Annotated in this window: 13 protein-coding genes; 6 read left to right on the plus strand and 7 right to left on the minus strand. The window is 66.2% G+C overall.

Annotation, left to right across the window (positions count from 1 at the left end; translation table 11 throughout):
* Positions 1–35: 35 nt before the first annotated feature.
* Positions 36–947, plus strand: a complete 912-nt coding sequence (locus tag ABIB27_RS16090; RefSeq protein WP_354217441.1) for a TrmH family RNA methyltransferase — start codon at positions 36–38, stop codon at positions 945–947.
* Positions 948–1,042: 95 nt separating this feature from the next.
* On the opposite strand, the gene ABIB27_RS16095 is transcribed toward ABIB27_RS16090, so the two are convergent.
* Positions 1,043–1,318: a GlsB/YeaQ/YmgE family stress response membrane protein gene (locus ABIB27_RS16095; RefSeq protein ID WP_354217440.1), complete on the minus strand. Its 276-nt coding sequence runs from the start codon at positions 1,316–1,318 to the stop codon at positions 1,043–1,045.
* Positions 1,319–1,520: 202 nt separating this feature from the next.
* Here ABIB27_RS16095 and ABIB27_RS16100 point away from each other — a divergent pair, with 202 nt between their 5' ends.
* Complete coding sequence (locus tag ABIB27_RS16100) at positions 1,521–2,492, plus strand: cation diffusion facilitator family transporter (RefSeq protein ID WP_354217439.1); 972 nt, start codon at positions 1,521–1,523, stop codon at positions 2,490–2,492.
* 55 nt (positions 2,493–2,547) lie between these two features.
* Here ABIB27_RS16100 and ABIB27_RS16105 read toward each other — a convergent pair whose 3' ends face one another.
* Positions 2,548–3,756, minus strand: a complete 1,209-nt coding sequence (locus ABIB27_RS16105) for an MFS transporter (protein ID WP_354217438.1) — start codon at positions 3,754–3,756, stop codon at positions 2,548–2,550.
* 211 nt (positions 3,757–3,967) lie between these two features.
* Between ABIB27_RS16105 and ABIB27_RS16110 the strand changes: the two genes are divergently transcribed.
* Positions 3,968–4,420 (plus strand): (deoxy)nucleoside triphosphate pyrophosphohydrolase, encoded by a 453-nt coding sequence (locus tag ABIB27_RS16110; RefSeq protein ID WP_354217437.1) that lies wholly within the window; start codon positions 3,968–3,970, stop codon positions 4,418–4,420.
* Positions 4,421–4,447: 27 nt separating this feature from the next.
* Here the strand turns inward: ABIB27_RS16110 and ABIB27_RS16115 are convergent, their stop codons facing one another.
* The 3 genes from ABIB27_RS16115 to ABIB27_RS16125 form a co-directional block, all read right to left on the minus strand.
* Positions 4,448–5,563, minus strand: a complete 1,116-nt coding sequence (locus tag ABIB27_RS16115; RefSeq protein WP_354217436.1) for an Rv2578c family radical SAM protein — start codon at positions 5,561–5,563, stop codon at positions 4,448–4,450.
* Between the two features lie 87 nt (positions 5,564–5,650).
* Positions 5,651–6,292 carry an SIMPL domain-containing protein gene (locus ABIB27_RS16120; RefSeq protein WP_354254245.1) on the minus strand — a complete coding sequence of 214 codons (642 nt, stop codon included), beginning with the start codon at positions 6,290–6,292 and terminating at the stop codon, positions 5,651–5,653.
* 5 nt (positions 6,293–6,297) lie between these two features.
* Positions 6,298–6,894, minus strand: coding sequence for a hypothetical protein (locus tag ABIB27_RS16125; protein ID WP_502909245.1), 597 nt, complete (start codon positions 6,892–6,894; stop codon positions 6,298–6,300).
* A gap of 198 nt (positions 6,895–7,092) precedes the next feature.
* On the opposite strand from ABIB27_RS16125, the gene pheS reads away from it, so the two are divergent.
* The 3 genes from pheS to ABIB27_RS16140 are packed head-to-tail and all read left to right on the plus strand — an operon-like array spanning position 7,093 to position 11,547.
* Entirely contained in the window at positions 7,093–8,154 is a 1,062-nt protein-coding gene (gene pheS, locus ABIB27_RS16130; RefSeq protein ID WP_354254246.1) for a phenylalanine--tRNA ligase subunit alpha, read from the plus strand.
* Positions 8,155–8,157: 3 nt separating this feature from the next.
* Entirely contained in the window at positions 8,158–10,701 is a 2,544-nt protein-coding gene (pheT, locus tag ABIB27_RS16135) for a phenylalanine--tRNA ligase subunit beta (RefSeq protein ID WP_354217433.1), read from the plus strand.
* Between the two features lie 12 nt (positions 10,702–10,713).
* Entirely contained in the window at positions 10,714–11,547 is an 834-nt protein-coding gene (locus ABIB27_RS16140) for a 4'-phosphopantetheinyl transferase family protein (RefSeq protein ID WP_354254248.1), read from the plus strand.
* Here ABIB27_RS16140 and ABIB27_RS16145 read toward each other — a convergent pair.
* Both ABIB27_RS16145 and ABIB27_RS16150 read right to left on the minus strand, forming a co-directional pair.
* Positions 11,511–12,890: a M1 family metallopeptidase gene (locus ABIB27_RS16145; protein WP_354217431.1), complete on the minus strand. Its 1,380-nt coding sequence runs from the start codon at positions 12,888–12,890 to the stop codon at positions 11,511–11,513. The two genes, ABIB27_RS16140 and ABIB27_RS16145, sit on opposite strands and share 37 nt — an antisense overlap.
* Before the next feature lie 52 nt (positions 12,891–12,942).
* Complete coding sequence (locus tag ABIB27_RS16150; protein ID WP_354254250.1) at positions 12,943–16,944, minus strand: Pls/PosA family non-ribosomal peptide synthetase; 4,002 nt, start codon at positions 16,942–16,944, stop codon at positions 12,943–12,945.
* Positions 16,945–17,010 lie beyond the last annotated feature (66 nt).

Below are 17,010 nucleotides of genomic sequence, written 5' to 3' on the forward strand. Positions count from 1 at the left end.
CAAGGACCGGTGGCTCCAGCCACTAAAGTTCTTATATGAACGAAACCGGGCGCCCGCAAGAATTTCCATTGTCCAACCCCCGAGCTGATCGGGTGAGGGAAGTGGCAAAGCTTGCAGGGCGCCCGGCCCGTTTAAAACGGGAACAGTTCCTGGCGGAAGGCCCCCAGTCCGTCAGGGAAGCCCTTACGCTCCATCAGCAGCGGCTCGCGGCAGGGCTGCCTGGAGTGGTCCATGAAGTTTTCGCGAGCGAAGCGTGCCTAGACCGGTACCCCGAGTTTGATGACCTGGCGGAGGGGACCAACGCCCGGCTGGCCACTGACGAGGTCCTAACCGCGATGTCAGACACAGTGAACCCCCAGGGCATTATCGCCGTCTGCGGCTTTCTGGACGTCAGCCTCGAAGAAGTGCTCGACGCCGGTCCGCGCCTGATCGCGGTGCTGTGCCAGGTGCGGGATCCCGGCAATGCCGGTACGGTGCTGCGTGCCGCGGATGCCGCCGGAGCCGACGCAGTGGTGCTCACCGGATCAAGTGTGGATATCTACAACCCCAAAGCGGTCCGCTCCACCGCCGGTTCGCTGTTCCACTTGCCGGTGGTTCTGGGAGCCGATATCGAGGACGTCGCAGCCGCCTGCCGCGCGCGCGGGATCGGTATTTTGGCTGCGGACGGCCACGGTGACGTCAACCTGGATACCCTCCAGGACCAGAACGCCGCGCGCCGCATTGCCTCCGCCGGCGTCGAATCGCTGTATGCGTTGGAGGCACCTACGGCGTGGCTCTTCGGAAACGAAGCGCAAGGGCTCTCGGAAGCCGAACTGGCACTTGCAGACCACAGGGTGGCTGTACCCGTCTACGGAGCCGCGGAAAGCCTCAACCTGGGGACAGCGGCTACGGTGTGCCTCTATGCGAGTGCCCGTTCCCAGCAGGGTAATACGGAGCAGGCGGGGTAACGCGCGGGCCGGTCAACGATCAGCACAGCTTAAACAGGCAGGGCCCCGAACATTTCGGGGCCCTTGCTGTATGAAACAGATGAGATAAGAGGTGATTAGGGTGCGCGGGTGGACCCGCGGCGTCCGGTGATGGCGCCGTAGATGCCGGCAACTACCAGACCGCCTACAATCGCGAGGATCCAGGTACCCAGATCAAAGAAGGCAAGGTCGCCCTTACCGAACAGGAGGCTGCCAATCCAGCCGCCTACAATCGCGCCGACTACGCCCAGCACGAGGCTCGTCACCCAGCCGCCGCCGACCCTGCCGGGCATAACAGCCTTGACGATGGCCCCCACTATGAGGCCGAGAATAATCCAAGCAAGAAAACCCATGTCTCCTCCTTCATATTCGTCGGGAATTAATTGTCCCGATTAGTGTTCAAGCTAACATAAGGGCGCTTCAATGTCAGCAGGCTTAGTGCCTGTCGCGGGTGCGTGTTGTCCGCCTGAAAAGGTACGGTATTCGTGGGCGGAGCCTTCCGGCGCCGCCGTATATCTCTGCTTGTTTCCGTAACTTTGAAGAGGAGAAGCCTCCGTGGCTGCAAATGGCGGTTCCAAGGCGATCGTCGCGGCCCTTGCCGCAAACCTGACCATCGCTGTCCTCAAGTTCGTTGCCTTTTTCCTTACGGCTTCCTCGTCAATGCTGGCCGAAGCCATCCACTCGGTTGCCGACTCGGGGAACCAGCTGTTGCTGCTGATTGGTGGCAAACGCGCCCGTAAGGCAGCCAGCGCCGAGCACCCCTTCGGGTATGGCCGTGAACGTTACATCTACGCGTTCATCGTCTCCATCGTGCTCTTCAGTGTGGGCGGCCTTTTCGCACTCTTTGAAGCCTGGGAAAAGCTGCAGCACCCACACGCCATTGAAGGGGATTTCTGGTGGGTCCCGCTCGCCGTCCTCATCGGGGCCATCGTAGCGGAGTCCGTCTCTTTCCGGACAGCGATTACCGAATCCAACCACATCCGGGGCAAGCAGGGCTGGGTGAGTTTTGTGCGCACCGCCAAACAGCCTGAGTTGCCAGTGATCCTGCTGGAGGACCTCGGGGCGCTTCTTGGCCTGGTTTTCGCAATCGTGGGCGTGAGCATGACCCTGATTACCGGAAACGGAATCTGGGACGCCGCAGGTACGGCCATGATCGGCCTGCTGCTGGTGGCCATCGCGGCTGTGCTGGCGGTGGAAACCAAGTCCCTGCTGCTGGGGGAGTCTGCCTCCCGTGACGATGTGGGGCGGATCAGCGAGGCCATCGAGGCCGGGGGACACAACCGCGTGATCCACCTCAAGACCCTGCACCTCGGACCGGAGGAGCTGCTGGTGGCCGCCAAGATCTCCGTGGGAGCGGCCGAGACCGGCAAGGACATCGCCGCTTCCATTGACGCCGCTGAAGCCAGGATCCGTACGGCTGTTCCGATCGCGCGCGTGATCTACCTCGAACCGGATCTGCACCGTGATGACCTCGACGGTGCCGGCCAGGTGACGGCCGGTTCAGGCTCGCAGGATCCCCTGCCCTGATCCATCCTGAGTGCCGGTTGTTCCGGTGAAGCCGCTGGCTGCCCGTTCCCCTGGATCAGGTGGCCAGCGGTTTTTTGCGTTCCAGGAGGCCGCTGACCACGGCGACCGCCAGCCCCAGGACGGCCAGGACCGCACCCACGAGCGCGGGCGCAACGAATCCCCAGCCCCAGGCGATGACCACACCGCCCAGGAATGCGCCCAAAGCGTTAGCAACATTGAGCGCCGCGTGGTTAAGCGAGGAAGCCAAAGAAGGGGCATCCGGCGAGGCGTCCAACAGGCGGGTCTGCAGGGCCGGCACCAGCATGGAGCCGGCCGCTCCCACTACGAACACCATCACGAAGGCTGACCACGGCCAGTGCACGGCAACGGCGTAAATGACCAGGGCGACCGCGATGCCCGGCAGGACCCAGTAGAGGGTTCCCATCACGGATTTATCCGCTAACCGCCCGCCCGCTACGGTTCCGGCAACCATGCCAAGCCCGTACAGGGCCACCACGACGGGCAGCAGTGATGCGGGGATCCCGGCCACCAGCGTCATGGTATGGGCGATGTATGTATAGGTGGCGAAGAAGCCGCCAAAACCGACGATGCCGATGAGGATGGCCAGCCAGACCTGCAGGCGTTTGAGTGCTCCCAGTTCGCGGCGGATACTCGCGTCCGGATGGGGCGGCTGGAACGGGACGAATTTCCACAGCAGGACCAGCGTCAGTACGCCAATGCCTCCGACGAGGACGAAGAGCAGCCGCCAGCCGAAGGTCTGGCCTACCCACGTGGCGGCGGGTACGCCGACGACGTTGGAGACCGACAGGCCGGCCATCACCATGGAGATGGCCCAGCCGCGCCGGCTGGGAGGAACCAGGGAAGCGGCGATCACGGCTGCGACACCGAAGAACGCCCCGTGCGGCAGCCCGGCCGCGAACCGGGAAACCAGCATGCTGCCGTAATCGGGAGCAACATAGGAAGTCAGGTTTGCCAGGGTGAAGAACAGCATCAGACCGAGCGCGAGATGCTTGCGCGGCAGCTTGGCTCCCACGGCGGCGAGCAACGGTGCGCCCACCACTACGCCCAGGGCGTAGGCGGAAATAAGGTGCCCGGCTTCAGGAGTGCTGATGTCAAGGCCCTGCTCCACCTCCGTGAGCAGGCCCATCATGGTGAATTCCGTGACACCAATTCCGACGCCGCCCATGGCCAATGCGAAAATGGCCGCACCGGGATTGGGGCTCATCACCGTGGGTGCAGTGCCGGTTCGGGTGATGCTGCTCATGTGCCTGCTTTTCAACGAGGGTGTTGGATGGAGCCGGGGTATGGTCGGCCCGTGCCCCTGTACGGAACCCTGGAACGGGTCTATGTATTCCAGTCCGGCCGGCGGGCAACGCCCGCAGTCCATTGTCTCCTATGGCGCTGCCGCCCTGCGAAGACTTTGGGCTTGCCCCGGGCATCGTGTCAGCGGGCGCCCGCCCTCATAGACTGGGGCGGTGAGTGCACAGATACAAGTAGTTGGCGCAGCAATACTGGATTCGTTGGAACGCCCGGCCCGTTTGCTGGTGGCACGGCGGACGGCTCCTGAGCGGTTTGCCGGACTCTGGGAATTTCCCGGCGGGAAAGTGGAAGCCGGCGAAGAGTGCGAGGACGCGCTGCACCGTGAACTCCGGGAAGAACTAGGGGTTGGTGTCCGCCTGGGACACGAACTGCCGGCCGGGACGCCCGCCGGGTGGCCGCTGAACGCGCGCGCAACCATGCGGGTCTGGCAAGCCGAAATCACTGAGGGCGAGCCACATCCGCTCGAGGACCACGACGAACTGCGCTGGGTGGGCGTGGCAGACCATCAGACGGTGCTTGAGCTTCCCTGGATTCCTGCCGACTTCCCCATTGTTCAGGCTCTGCTGGACTCGCTCAGCGCACGGGTGCTACAGGCCCGAACGCCCTGATTAGCGGCATGCGGTGAAGTTGCAGGGTCAAAACAGGGTTGGCTGGCGAAGCGCCGGCGGGCCGGCTAAACGCTCCATGCCTGAGCCGGCTTGACCCGAAACCGGGAGGCTTCCCTCCGGGTACTGGGCCTCTTCGCCGCGGGGATCGTCCGCCAGGTCGCGGTGGCTGAAACCGTGGCCGCTCGAGAATCCGTGCCGCTGCTTGAAATAGCGCACCTTGGCCGCGAGCCAGATGCGGTATTCCTTCGAGGCGTAGGACCCCGTGCCGTAGAGGCGGCGGTAGCGGCCGGCGAGGTCAGGGTGGTTCCGGGCGATCCACTGCATGAACCATTCCCGGGTACCCGGCTTCAGGTACAGGGCGCCGGCCGTCACTCCCGTAGCCCCCGCGGCGGCCAGGGCAGCGAAGAGGCCGTCCAATGCTTCGTCGCCGTCGGAGAGCCACGGCAGGATGGGCATGGCCATCACGCCGCAAGGGAGTCCGGCGTCGCGGAGACGGGAGACGAGCTTCAACCTGGCCCGGGGGCCGGGGGTGCCGGGTTCCACTGCTTCGGACAGTGCCTCGTCCGTCATGGCGAGCGAGATGCCCACGCCTACCGGAACCTGGGCTGCTGCGCGCTTCAGGAGCGGAATGTCGCGTGCCAGGAGCGTCCCTTTGGTGAGGATGGACAGCGGGGTTCCGGAGTCCGCCAGCGCTGTGATGATGCCCGGCATTAGCTGGTAGCGGCCCTCGGCTCGCTGGTAGGGGTCTGTATTAGTGCCCAGCGCAACCTGGTGGCGGCCCCAAGAGGGCTTGGCCAGCTCCTTCCGGAGGACCTCGGCGGCGTTCACCTTAACTACAACCTGGCTGTCGAAATCGAGTCCGGCGTCGAAGTCGAGGTAAGTGTGGCTCTTGCGTGCAAAGCAGTAAACGCAGGCGTGGCTGCAGCCGCGGTAGGGGTTCACTGTCCACTCAAAGGGCATCCGTGAACCGGCGACCACCTTGTTGAGCACCGATTTGGCGGTGACCTCATGGAAGGTGATGCCGGCGAATTCGGGAGTGGTGACCGAGCGGACCAGCCCCGCGAGGGGCAGCAATGCGGGCGATGCTGCGTTTCCGGCGTCGTCGGCAGGTCGCTGCAACAGTGCTTGTGCATCCCATCTCATACCCTCTATTCGAAGATATGTTCGAACTTAAGTCAAGGATCGCCGATTATGTGTCGCGCTCCCGGCGCCGAAGCAGGGGGAGCATCGTCAGACTGCCAGCTCCCACACCACAGTGACGCTGGCGCCGACGCTCGCGTGGCCCGCTTCCACGCTGATGGCTTCCGTGGCCACTGCCCGCTGGATTTTGGCCAGCGGAACCGGACCGGAGAAAAGGGGCTGGTCGGCAACGGATACCACCGCGCCAAGCCGTGCCGACGCCAGGGACGCCAACTGTTCCGCCGCGGCAACGGCGTCCTGCCATGCAGCATCCCGGGCCTGGGCCAGCACAGCCGATTCGTCCGCGAAACCAAGCTCCAGGCCGTTCAGCCGCACGTCGTCACCGCCGGCATCAACTACGGCCGCGATCACGGCGGAGGCTGCGGCCACCTGCCGGACCCGAACGGTGAGCAGCCTGGACGCCACATACCCTGCCACGTGCTGACCCTCGCCGTCGCGCCAGACCAGCTCCGGGCGTACATTCAGTCCGGAAGTCCGGATGTCCGCGTCTGCGACGCCGTGCTGCCGGAGCGCCCCGGACACGGCGGCAGACGCCGTTCCCGCGTCAGCGTAGGCGGCCCCCACGCCGGCACGCCGGCATTCAACGCCGACAGAAATGGTGAGCAAGTCAGACGGTGCCTCGGCCGTTCCCGTTCCTGTCACAGTGATGGTCCTGGTGTTGGTTTCGCCCACGATGGTTAGACCTCGATTCCGCCGGCGTTGTGGGGCGCCGGCACTGGTGACCTGGTGTCAACGTAACCGCCGGCAGCCAGGCCGGCATGCCTTTCGAAGAAATTTGCCGACGCCGGGTTGCCGGTCCGCAGCAGCGACCAGCCGGCGGCCAGGAAGTACAGCGGAAGAAAGGGCAGGCCCAGGCACCAGGCGTAGTGACTGCAGTGCTTTTCCTCATGCCCCAGGAGCGCAGGGTTGGCCATCAGCGCCTCAGCACCGATGCGGCAGAGCACCATGTTGCCCACCGCGAACGCTCCGGCGGCGGGGAGGCGCCACGTGTAACCGCCGGCAATGATGAGCCCCCGTGGCCCGCCGCGGATGGCAGTTCCCGCCATCCAGGCCAGCAGCAGGCCCAGCAGGGTGGTGCCGTTGGCGAGGTTCGCGACCTTTCGGACCCGCTGAGCCGTGGTCAGCCGCACAGTGGTCAGCGGCAAAGCAGCCAGCGGCGCGGTCACCGGCGCGGGCGCCAACTGCGCAGCCGTCGGCCGCACAGTGGCCAACGGACCCGCCGTCAACCGCACAGGCAGCGGCTGTACTGCTGCCCGGCGTTGCCGTTCTGTCATGAGGCCATGGTAGCGGGTGTGTTCAATTAGACTGGAGGTAGTGGCCGCCCGTATTCTCCAGCGGCCCTGACCTGGTCATCGAGCGCATTCATCCTGCATGGGTGCACGGAATGACCTGCCAGTGACGGATGCGCTGCCGGGAAACCGCGCGCGGCTGCAGCCTCACCGGCAGCCCCGACTCGTAGCTAAGAACAGTAGATGACTGAAACTTTGCCGGGCGCCGCCATCCCGAATCCCACGGATGAAGCCGCCATCACTGCCGCTGTAGAACAGGCCATCGCCGCCATTGCCGGCGCGGGCACCCTTGACGAACTCAAGGCGGTGAGACTGGCGCACACCGGTGAGAAGTCCCCGCTCAGCCTGGCGAACCGTGAAATAGGCGGCCTGCCGAAAGACCAGAAAGCCGTCGCCGGCAAGCTCATGGGTTCCTCCCGGGGCAAGGTCAACAAGGCGCTCGCGGACCGCACGGCGGAGCTGGAAGCCGAGAACGACGCCCGGATCCTCCTGGAAGAAACAGTTGATGTCACCGCCGCGCCCCGCCGTCGTCGTGCCGGCGCGCGCCACCCGCTCTCCACGCTGCAGGACCGCGTTGCGGACATCTTTGTTGGCATGGGCTGGGAAATCGCCGAAGGCCCCGAGGTGGAATCCGAATGGTTCAACTTCGATGCGCTGAACTTCAAGCCTGACCACCCGGCCCGCGAAATGCAGGACACGTTCTTTGTGGAGCCGCCCGAGGCCCACCTCGTGATGCGCACGCACACGTCCCCAGTGCAGGTCCGCTCCATGCTGGAACGCGAGCTGCCCATCTACGTGCTGTGCCCGGGCAAGGTGTTCCGCACTGACGAACTCGATGCCACCCACACCCCGGTGTTCCACCAGTTCGAAGGCCTGGCCATCGACAAGAACCTGAGCATGGCTGACCTTCTGGGCACGCTGGAGCACTTCACCCGGCAGATGTTCGGCGACGAGGCCTCCGTCCGGTTGCGCCCGAACTACTTCCCCTTCACCGAACCCTCCGCGGAACTGGACATCTGGCACCCCGGCGCCAAGGGCGGCCCGCGCTGGATCGAGTGGGGCGGCTGCGGAATGATCAACCCCAACGTCCTGCGGGCGGCCGGCATTGATCCGGACGTCTATTCAGGTTTTGCTTTCGGCATGGGCATCGAGCGCGCGCTCATGTTCCGCAACGAGGTGGGCGACATGCGCGACATGATCGAAGGCGATGTACGTTTCAGCGAGCACTTCGGGATGGAGATCTAAACAGTGCGTATCCCACTTTCCTGGCTGCGTGAATTCGCAGCAGTACCGGCCGGAGCAACGGCCGAAGACGTCATGGCCGAACTGGTCAAGGTCGGCTTTGAAGAAGAGGACGTCCACCGCCCCACGGACACCCTGCAGGGCCCCATAGTGGTGGGCCAGGTCCTGAGCCTGGTCAAGGAGCCGCAGTCCAACGGCAAGACCATCAACTGGTGCCAGGTCCGCGTGGTCCCCGAAGGCCAGGAGCAAACCCTGACCGGCGAAGGCATTGATTCCTCCGGCGTGCAGGGCATCATTTGCGGTGCCCACAATTTCGCGGAAGGCGACAAAGTAGTGGTCACCCTTCCCGGCGCGGTCCTGCCGGGCGACTTCCGCATCTCCGCGCGGAAGACCTACGGGCACCTCTCCGCCGGCATGATCGCCTCCGTCCGCGAGCTTGGCATCGGCGATGACCACGACGGCATCCTGGTGCTCTCCCGGATCGGACTCGACCCGGAAATCGGCACCGACGCCATGGACCTGCTGGGCCTCTACGACCAGGCAGCCGAGATCAACGTGACCCCGGACCGCGGCTACGCGTTCTCCATCCGCGGTGTGGCCCGTGAATATGCCCACGCCACGGGTACCACCTTCATCGATCCTGCCTCCAAAGTGCAGGCCCCGGCGGAGCTCTCCGGCGGCTACGGCGTCAAGCTCAACGACGACGCGCCCATCTACGGCAAGCCCGGCTGCGACCGCTTCGTGGCCCGCACCGTCAGCGGCGTGGATGCCACCAGGCCTACGCCGCCGTGGATGACCTCGCGGCTGCGTCTGGCCGGCATCCGGTCGATCTCCCTGCCGGTGGACATCTCCAACTACGTCATGCTGGAGCTGGGCCAGCCCACGCACTGCTATGACCAGGACAAGCTGTCCGGTGACATTGTGGTCCGCCGCGCCGTCGCAGGAGAGAAGATCACCACCCTGGACGACAAGGAGCGCACTCTCGACTCCGAGGACCTCCTCATCACCGACGGTTCCGGCGCGATCGGCATCGCAGGCGTGATGGGCGGCGCCGCCACCGAGGTGAGCGATTCGACGTCGAACGTCCTGGTTGAGGCCGCACACTTCGACGAAGTGTCCATCGGCCGTTCCCGGCGCCGCCACAAGCTGCCGTCCGAGGCGTCCAAGCGCTTCGAGCGTGGCGTGGACTGGCACGTGGCGGACATTTCCGCCCAACGTGTGGTTGACCTCCTGGTGGAGCTCGCCGGGGGCGTCGCTGACCAGGCGGGGACCGACGTCGGGACCGCACCTGACGCTGTCACCATCACCTTGCCGGCGGGCTACGCCGCCCAGCGGATCGGCATCGACTTCACCGAGGAACAGATTGTCACCTCGCTGGAGGACCTGGGCGCCGTGGTGGAGAAGGCCGACGGCGGCTGGACCGTCACCGCTCCGAGCTGGCGGAACGACCTGGAAACCAAAGAGGACCTCACCGAGGAAATCGCCCGGCTGGTGGGCTACGAAAACATCCCCGCCACCCTCCCGGTGGCCCCTCCCGGACGTGGCCTGACGCGCGTGCAGCAGCAGCGCCGCCGGCTCATCCAAGCGCTGGCTGACGCCGGGCTGACCGAAGTGCTGGCCTACCCGTTCGTCTCCAAGGCCGCCAACGAGACGTTCGGCGTTGCCGAGCAGGGTGCTCCCCGGACCGCGGTGAAGCTGGCCAATCCAATCAGCGAGGAACACGGCTACCTGCGCACGTCCATCCTGCCCGGGCTCCTTGAGGTGGCCAAACGGAACCACTCCCGTGGGTTCCGCGACCTGGCGCTCTTCGAAGCGGGCCTCGTCTTCCTGCCCGACGGCACGGTGGGAACGCCGTCCATCCCGCCGCTGGGCGCCAAGCCTTCCGACGAGGTGCTGGATGCGCTGTACGACGGCGTCCCGGACCAGCCGCTGCACATCGCCGCAGTGCTGACCGGCCACGATTCGCCTGCCGCCGCCGGCCACACTCCGCGACTGTGGGACTGGTCCGACGCCCTGGATGTTGCCCGGCTGGCCGGGGATGTCCTCGGCGTGGCCGTGGTGGTCAGCCAGGGGGCCCACCAGGCGTTCCACCCCGGCCGTGCCGCGCAACTCGCGCTCCGGACCGGGGAGGTGGTGGGTTACGCCGGCGAGCTGCACCCCAAGCTCCTCGCGGCGCACGATTTGCCTGCCCGCTCGGTGGCACTGGAACTGAACGCTGACGCCCTGTTCGAAGCTGCCGCGGACGTTATTGTGGCCCGCCACATCTCCACGTTCCCGGTGGCCACCCAGGATGTTGCCCTGGTAGTGCCGCAGGACGTCCCCGCCGACCACGTCCTCGACGCACTCCGCGAAGGAGCCGGCGAGCTGCTGGAGGACGTGGCACTGTTCGACGTCTACGCCGGCAAAGGCATTGAGGACGGCAAGAAGTCGCTGGCCTTCGGCCTACGGTTCCGGGCAATGGACCGCACCCTGACGGCCGACGAAGCCTCGGCAGCACGTGAAAGCGCCGTGGCCCTGGCCGCCGAGCGCTTCGGCGCCGTCCAGCGCTAAGAGCTGATCTCCGTGGCGGGACCGGCAGTACCGGTTCCGGTCCTGCGTTCCTGCCCTCCCGGCATACCGGGAGGGCAGGCACAGTGTGGGCACCATCCGGCAGGGCCGGCACCGGAAAAGAACGGACAGCGTTCGACGGCGGGGGGCTGGCCGGAACTGCTGGGACCGGCCGAACTGGAGCGGGCAGCCGCCCTGGCACCGGGCCCCCGGGCCACTTTTGTGGCCGGCCGGCTGGCCCTGCGAACGTTCGCAGCAGAATTGCTGGACGTCTCGGCATCGGACCTCACGACGCACTTCAGCTGTTTCCGGTGCGGCTCCGGCCCCGGGGTATCCCATGGCAGGCCGGGGTATACCGTCAAGGGCAGGCCGGTGCCGCTGGCCCTGAGCCTGGCCCGGAGCTCCGGCTGGATTCTGCTGGGCGCCCTGGTGGACCCGCCTGCCGGGGTCACCATCGGCGTGGACTTGGAGGATCCGGCCCGGCTGGACTTTGACGGCTTCGACACGGTGGCCCTGACGCCGGACGAGGGCGCCGCCGTCGCGGGCTTTTCCGGAGCTGACCTGCTCAACGAGCGGGCCCGGCTGTGGGCGCGCAAGGAAGCCTGGCTCAAGATGACCGGCGAGGGCCTCAACGTTTCACCGGACACCCTGGATGTCCTGCACCGTCCCGAGATCAGGGACCTGGCCGCAGGCGAGGCCGGCCTGCCGCTGGACTTCCGCGCCGCCGTCGCGCTGTCACCTGCCGGTTCTTCGCGCCCTCCGGCGTTTCAGGGCTCAGCCTGTCAGTGCCACCAATCTGGCGGCGCTGCCTGTCAGCGCACAGGCAGCGGCGGGAGGGCCGCCTCGTGAAGCCAGGGGTGCAGCAATGCTTCCGTATCCACGCCGGTGGCCCGGTCCGCAGCCAGGATAAAGGCGGCCGTGGAAACTGAACCATGCCGGTTGTTGCTGGTCCAGTCGTGCAGCAGCGCAAAGAAGGCGAGGTCGCCGCACCGGATCCGGAGGGCGTGCAGGGCCATGGCGCCGCGTTTGTAGACCCGGTCATCAAACATGAGTTCCGGACCCGGGTCACCAACAATGATGTCCTGGTTGCCGGCTGCCAGCTTCCGCCAGGCCGCGGCGGCCCTGTCGGCCACCGGCAGGACGCCTGCTTCCTCAGACCAGATCCACTCCGCGTAGCATGCGAAGCCCTCGTGGAGCCAGATGTCCGCCCACGAAGTGGCCGTGAGGGAGTTGCCGAACCACTGATGGGCCAACTCGTGGGCGATGAGCCGCTGCGACTCCCACGCCTGCGTCAGGTGGTTCCGGCCGAAGATGGAGAGGGTCTGTGCCTCAAGCGGTATTTCCAGCTCGTCTTCAGTCACCACCACGGAGTAGTCCGGGAAGGGGTAGGGCCCGAAGCAGCTGGCAAACGTGCGCATCATCTCGGGTTGCCTGGCCAGGCCTTCGCGGGCTGTTTCGGTCAACAGCGCCGGCACGGCGGCAAACTGCGGGACCTGACCGTCCGTGGTGGAAGGGTTCAGTGCGAGGAGTTCGTACCGGCCAATCTGGACCGTGGCGAGGTAGGTGGCCATCGGCTCCGGCTGCTCGTAGATCCAGGTCTCGCGGCTGGCCCTGCTGCTGTGGGACACCAGCCTGCCGTTGCAGACGGCCCTATACTTGGCATCGGTGGTCACACTGATGCGGTAGCTGGCCTTGTCCCCGGGGTGGTCGTTGCAGGGGAACCAGGACGCCGCGCCGTTCGGCTGGCCGGCCACCAGGACGCCGTCGGTGAGTTCCTCCCAGCCCACCTCACCCCAGAATCCGCGCCGGGGGACAGGGTTGCCCTCATACCGGATGTCCAGGGTGAAGGCCTCGCCCGCCGGCAATACGGTGTCAGGCACAATGACCAACTGCTCCGCGCGCTGGCTGTACTTGCGCATGCGGCGCCCGCTGAGCTGGATCTTGGTGGCCCGCAGCCCGGTCAGGTCCAATACCAGGGCCGCCGTCGCGTACTGCGTTACAGCGTGCAGGACTGCGCGCCCGCTGAGGCGGTTGCTGCTGAGTTTGTAGTCAAGGTCCAGTTCGTAGCGGTTCACACGATAGGCGCTGGTGCCATGGCCGGGCATATAGGGGTCGGGCGCGGAAACGCCTTGCTCCGAGGTGCGTGCCGGGCCGGTACTGGCGGCCGTGGGGCTCGGTGCGGGGGAACTCATAAGACGGTCTTTCCGATCAGCAGGGGCGGCAGGGACAGTTGGCGCTGCGGGGCTACCTTGGTTTGGGCGCGGACGTTGCGGGGCCGCTCCAGGGGCTCACCGGGTTGCCCATCCAGTATGTCGCGGCGGGAACGGATTCGCCCCGCATGACCAGTGACGCCGGTCCTACTGTTCCACCGTTGCCGATGCTCGCCTGGGGCAGGATCACGCCGTGGGGTCCCATAGTTGCTCCGTCTTCGAGGGTAACAGTGTCCAGGCTCATGACCCGGTCATGGAAGAGGTGCGTCTGGACCACGCAGCCACGGTTGACGGTGGTGTTCCGCCCAAGGGTTACGAGGTCCGCCTCCGGAAGCCAGTAGCTTTCGCACCACGTGCCGCGGCCAATCTTTGCGCCGAGCGACCGAAGCCACCAGACCAACGCCGGCGTGCCGGTGGCAGCACGTGCGAACCAGGGGGCACTGACCATTTCGATGAACGTGTCCACCACCTCGTTGCGCCAGATAAAGGAACTCCACAGCGGGTGTTCGCCTTTACGGATCCGCCCCACCAGCACCCATTTAGCGACGACGGCGCTGCCCGCGGCCACCGCGCCGGCCACCAGCATGACCACTCCGCCCACGACGGCGGCAATTCCGTAGTTGTAAGTGGCGCCCAGCCAGTCGAAAGCGAGCATCACGCCGGCGGCGATTGCCACCGTGGTCACCACGGGGACAAACCGGCCCAGCTCCCAGAGGGAGCGGGCAAACTTGAGCCGCAGCGGGGGCTCATAGGTGCGCGTATCGTCCGAGGCGATGGCAGTGCGCCGTAGCCGCACTGGAGGGCTGCCGAGCCATGACGTTCCGGATTTGGCCTTGGCCGGCGTGGCGGACAGCACGGCGACGAGCGAGTTCTTGGGCACGTTCCGGCCGGCCGCCGTCATGCCGGAGTTGCCCAGGAAAGAGCGCTTGCCGATCTTCGCAGGCGCAATCCGCAGCCAGCCGCCGTCGAGCTCGTAGGACGCCACCATGGTGTCGTCAGCCAGGAAGGCGCCCTCGCCCACGGTGGTCATTTTCGGAATGAGCAGCACCGTGGACGCTTCCACGTTCTTGCCGATCTTAGCCCCAAGCAGACGGAGCCAAACAGGCGTGAAGAGGCTCGCGTAGACAGGGAAGAGCAGGTCGCGGGACAGGTCCAACACCCGTTCGGTGGCCCAGACCTGCCAGCCGATCCGGCTCCGGACACGGTAGTAGCCCTCCTTCAGGCCAATGCCAAGCAGCCGGGTAGTGGCCAGAATGAGCAGCAGGTTGGCCAGGAACCAGACGAGGGCCGCCGGTGCGAGGGCAAGCAGGAGCTGCGGCACGGCGGCGGACAGCGAGTGGCTACCCCTGATGAAAGCGAAGACCACCATCGCTGCCGCGGCTGCGGAGACATAGGGAATCATTGCAAGCACGGCGGATGCGGCGGCGAATCCGGTGAACCAGAGCCTGCCAATCACCCGGTGTTCTACTGGTGTGTCCGGCCGCGAATGTTTGGCCTTGCCCCGGCGTTGGGCCGGGGAACCGGCAACGTGGTGCCCAGCCTTCACCTTTCCGAGGACGGCCGAGCCCGGTTCCACCTGGGCCCCTGCGCCGATCGATGCGCCGGGCATCAGCGTACTCCGCGCCCCGACGCTGGCACCGGCACCGATGCGGACGGCGCCGATGTGGACCACGTCGCCGTCGATCCACCAGCCGGACAGGTCCACTTCAGGTTCCACGTTTGAGCCGCTGCCGAGGGAGAGCAGCCCGGTGACCGGAGGCAGCGAGTGCAGCTGAACGTTGTTGCCAATTTTCGCACCCAAGGCCCGTGCGTAATACGGCACCCAGGGGGCGCTGGCAAGGCTGACGGCGCCGGCCAGGTCCTGGATCTGTTCAGCCAGCCAAAGGCGGAGGTGGACCCGTCCGGAGCGCGGGTACGTGCCAGGCACCACCTTGCGGAGCAGGATCCGTGCCGCGGCGATGGAAATTAGCATGCGGCCGGCGGGGGAGACGAACACGAGCCAGGAGGCGGCCACCCACCACCAGGACACGGTGGGCGCTGCGCTGAAGCCCGCGAATGCCGCCAGCAGGTTGTTGGCCGCCATCAGGTAGGTCAGCCAGCGCATCCCCACCAGGATGTGCAGGGGAATGCCCAGCAGCGTCTGGAAGACCTGTGATTTGACGGCTGTGGGGCGGACGGTCCTCTCCGGAGCTGGTCCGGCCGCCACCCCATCGGGAAGGGATTGGCGGGCCGTATCAATCAGCGCGCCAATCCGGGGCGTGGCGTAGATATCGGCAACGGTGATGGTGGGATAGCGCACGCGAAGGGCTGAGACCAGTTGGGCGGCCGACAGCGAACCGCCGCCGTAGGCGAAGAAGTCGGCGTCAAGGCTGGTCACAGGACTGCCCAGGATGGCGGCCCATTGTTCGGCAACCCAGTTGGCATCTTCGGGGAGGTTCAGTGGCGCTGCGTCGGCATCTGCAGCACCAGACCCGGTCAGCGGCCAGGGCAGCGCGTGGCGGTCTACCTTGCCGCTGGTCTTGGTGGGAAGGGAGTCCACCACGGTCAACAGCGGAATCAGCGGGGCGGGGAGGCTTGCCGCCAGGTGTTCGCGGGCAGCCGTCAGGTCGAGGCGTGCGTCTGCGGCGGCGAGGTAGCCCACCAAAATCTGGTTGCCGGCCGCGGTCGTCTTGACGGCCGCCGTGGCTCCGGCGACGTGGGGGAGGGCCTGCAGTGCAGCATCGATTTCGCCAAGTTCGATCCGGCGTCCGCCCAGTTTCACCTGCTCGTCGGCGCGGCCCATGAAGATCAGGCCTTCCGCTTCATAGCGGACCAGGTCGCCGGACCGGTAGGCGCGTTCCCAGCCGAAGATCGGCATGGGAGCGTACTTCTCCCGGTCCTTGTCCGGGTCAAGGTAGCGGGCCAGCCCGACGCCGCCGATGATCAATTCGCCGATTTGACCTTGACCGACCGGCAGTCCATCGGTGTCGACGACGGCCAGGTCCCAGCCATCCAGCGGGAGCCCGATGCGGACGGGACCGGCGCCGCCGAGGGGAGCGGCGCAAGCCACCACTGTGGCCTCGGTGGGGCCGTAGGTGTTCCAGACTTCGCGGCCGGGGACGGCCAGGCGCTCGGCCAGCTCCGGCGGGCATGCCTCACCGCCGAAGATCAGCAGGCGCACGTTCTCCAGGGATTCGGCCGGCCAGAGGGCGGCAAGGGTGGGGACAGTGGACACGGCGGTGATGCCGTGGTTGATGAGCCAGGGACCAAGGTCCGTACCTGTCCGGACCAATGCACGCGGGGCGGGCACCAGGCAGGATCCATGACGCCAGGCAAGCCACATCTCTTCGCAGGAGGCATCAAAGGCAACCGAAAGCCCGGCCAGCACTCTGTCCTGTGGCCCGAGGGGTTCCTCCTGCAGGAAAATCCGGGCTTCTGCATCAACAAACGCGGCCGCGGAGCGGTGCTGGACGGCTACGCCCTTGGGCGTACCGGTGGAACCGGAGGTAAAGATGATCCACGCGTCATCGCCAGGCCCGGCAGGACGGTACTCGGTGGAACGGCGTGCGGTTCGGCCTGGGGCTTCAGTGCCTCCAGCTTCACTCCGGTCTGCGGAGTCCCGGGGTTCGGGAAATGTGACTGCGCCATCGCCTGTGAGGACCGCTGCCACACCTGCCTCGCCGAAGACCAGCCGGGCGCGTTCGTCAGGATCGTCGGCGTCCACCGGCACGTAGGCAGCACCGATGTGGAGAATGGCCAAAATTGCGATGTAGAGCTCGTTGGTTCCGGACGGGATGCGTACGCCGATCCTGTCGCCGGCACCGAGCCTGGCCGCCTGCAGCTCACGTCCCCTGGCCCTGACAGCGGCCATCAGATCGGCGTAGCTGAGGGAACGACGGCCGTCGTCGAGTGCCGACGCCTCCGGGAAGCGGGCAGCCGAGTCTTCGAGTATCGCCACGAGGGTCCGCTCAGGGGTGGCCAAAGGCAACCCGGCCAACTGGGGGCGGTATAGGTTCTCCGGCGGGGACGCGACAATGCTCGGCAGATGCTCACTCACCGTTGAATTCTGCCCTACTAAGGTGAACGGAAGGTGTCATTATTAGTTGAAGGTTCACATTCCATT

The organism is Arthrobacter sp. UYEF21 (assembly GCF_040546085.1).
GTDB lineage: Bacteria > Actinomycetota > Actinomycetes > Actinomycetales > Micrococcaceae > Arthrobacter.

Bases quoted from the DNA above. Each gene is read 5' to 3' on its own strand.
- ABIB27_RS16105 (WP_354217438.1), bottom strand. From the start codon at position 3,756: ATGAGCAGCATCACCCGAACCGGCACTGCACCCACGGTGATGAGCCCC.
- ABIB27_RS16125 (WP_502909245.1), bottom strand. From the start codon at position 6,894: ATGACAGAACGGCAACGCCGGGCAGCAGTACAGCCGCTGCCTGTGCGG.
- ABIB27_RS16115 (WP_354217436.1), bottom strand. From the start codon at position 5,563: ATGAGATGGGATGCACAAGCACTGTTGCAGCGACCTGCCGACGACGCC.
- ABIB27_RS16095 (WP_354217440.1), bottom strand. From the start codon at position 1,318: ATGGGTTTTCTTGCTTGGATTATTCTCGGCCTCATAGTGGGGGCCATC.
- ABIB27_RS16145 (WP_354217431.1), bottom strand. From the start codon at position 12,890: ATGAGTTCCCCCGCACCGAGCCCCACGGCCGCCAGTACCGGCCCGGCA.
- pheS (WP_354254246.1), top strand. From the start codon at position 7,093: ATGACTGAAACTTTGCCGGGCGCCGCCATCCCGAATCCCACGGATGAA.
- ABIB27_RS16090 (WP_354217441.1), top strand. From the start codon at position 36: ATGAACGAAACCGGGCGCCCGCAAGAATTTCCATTGTCCAACCCCCGA.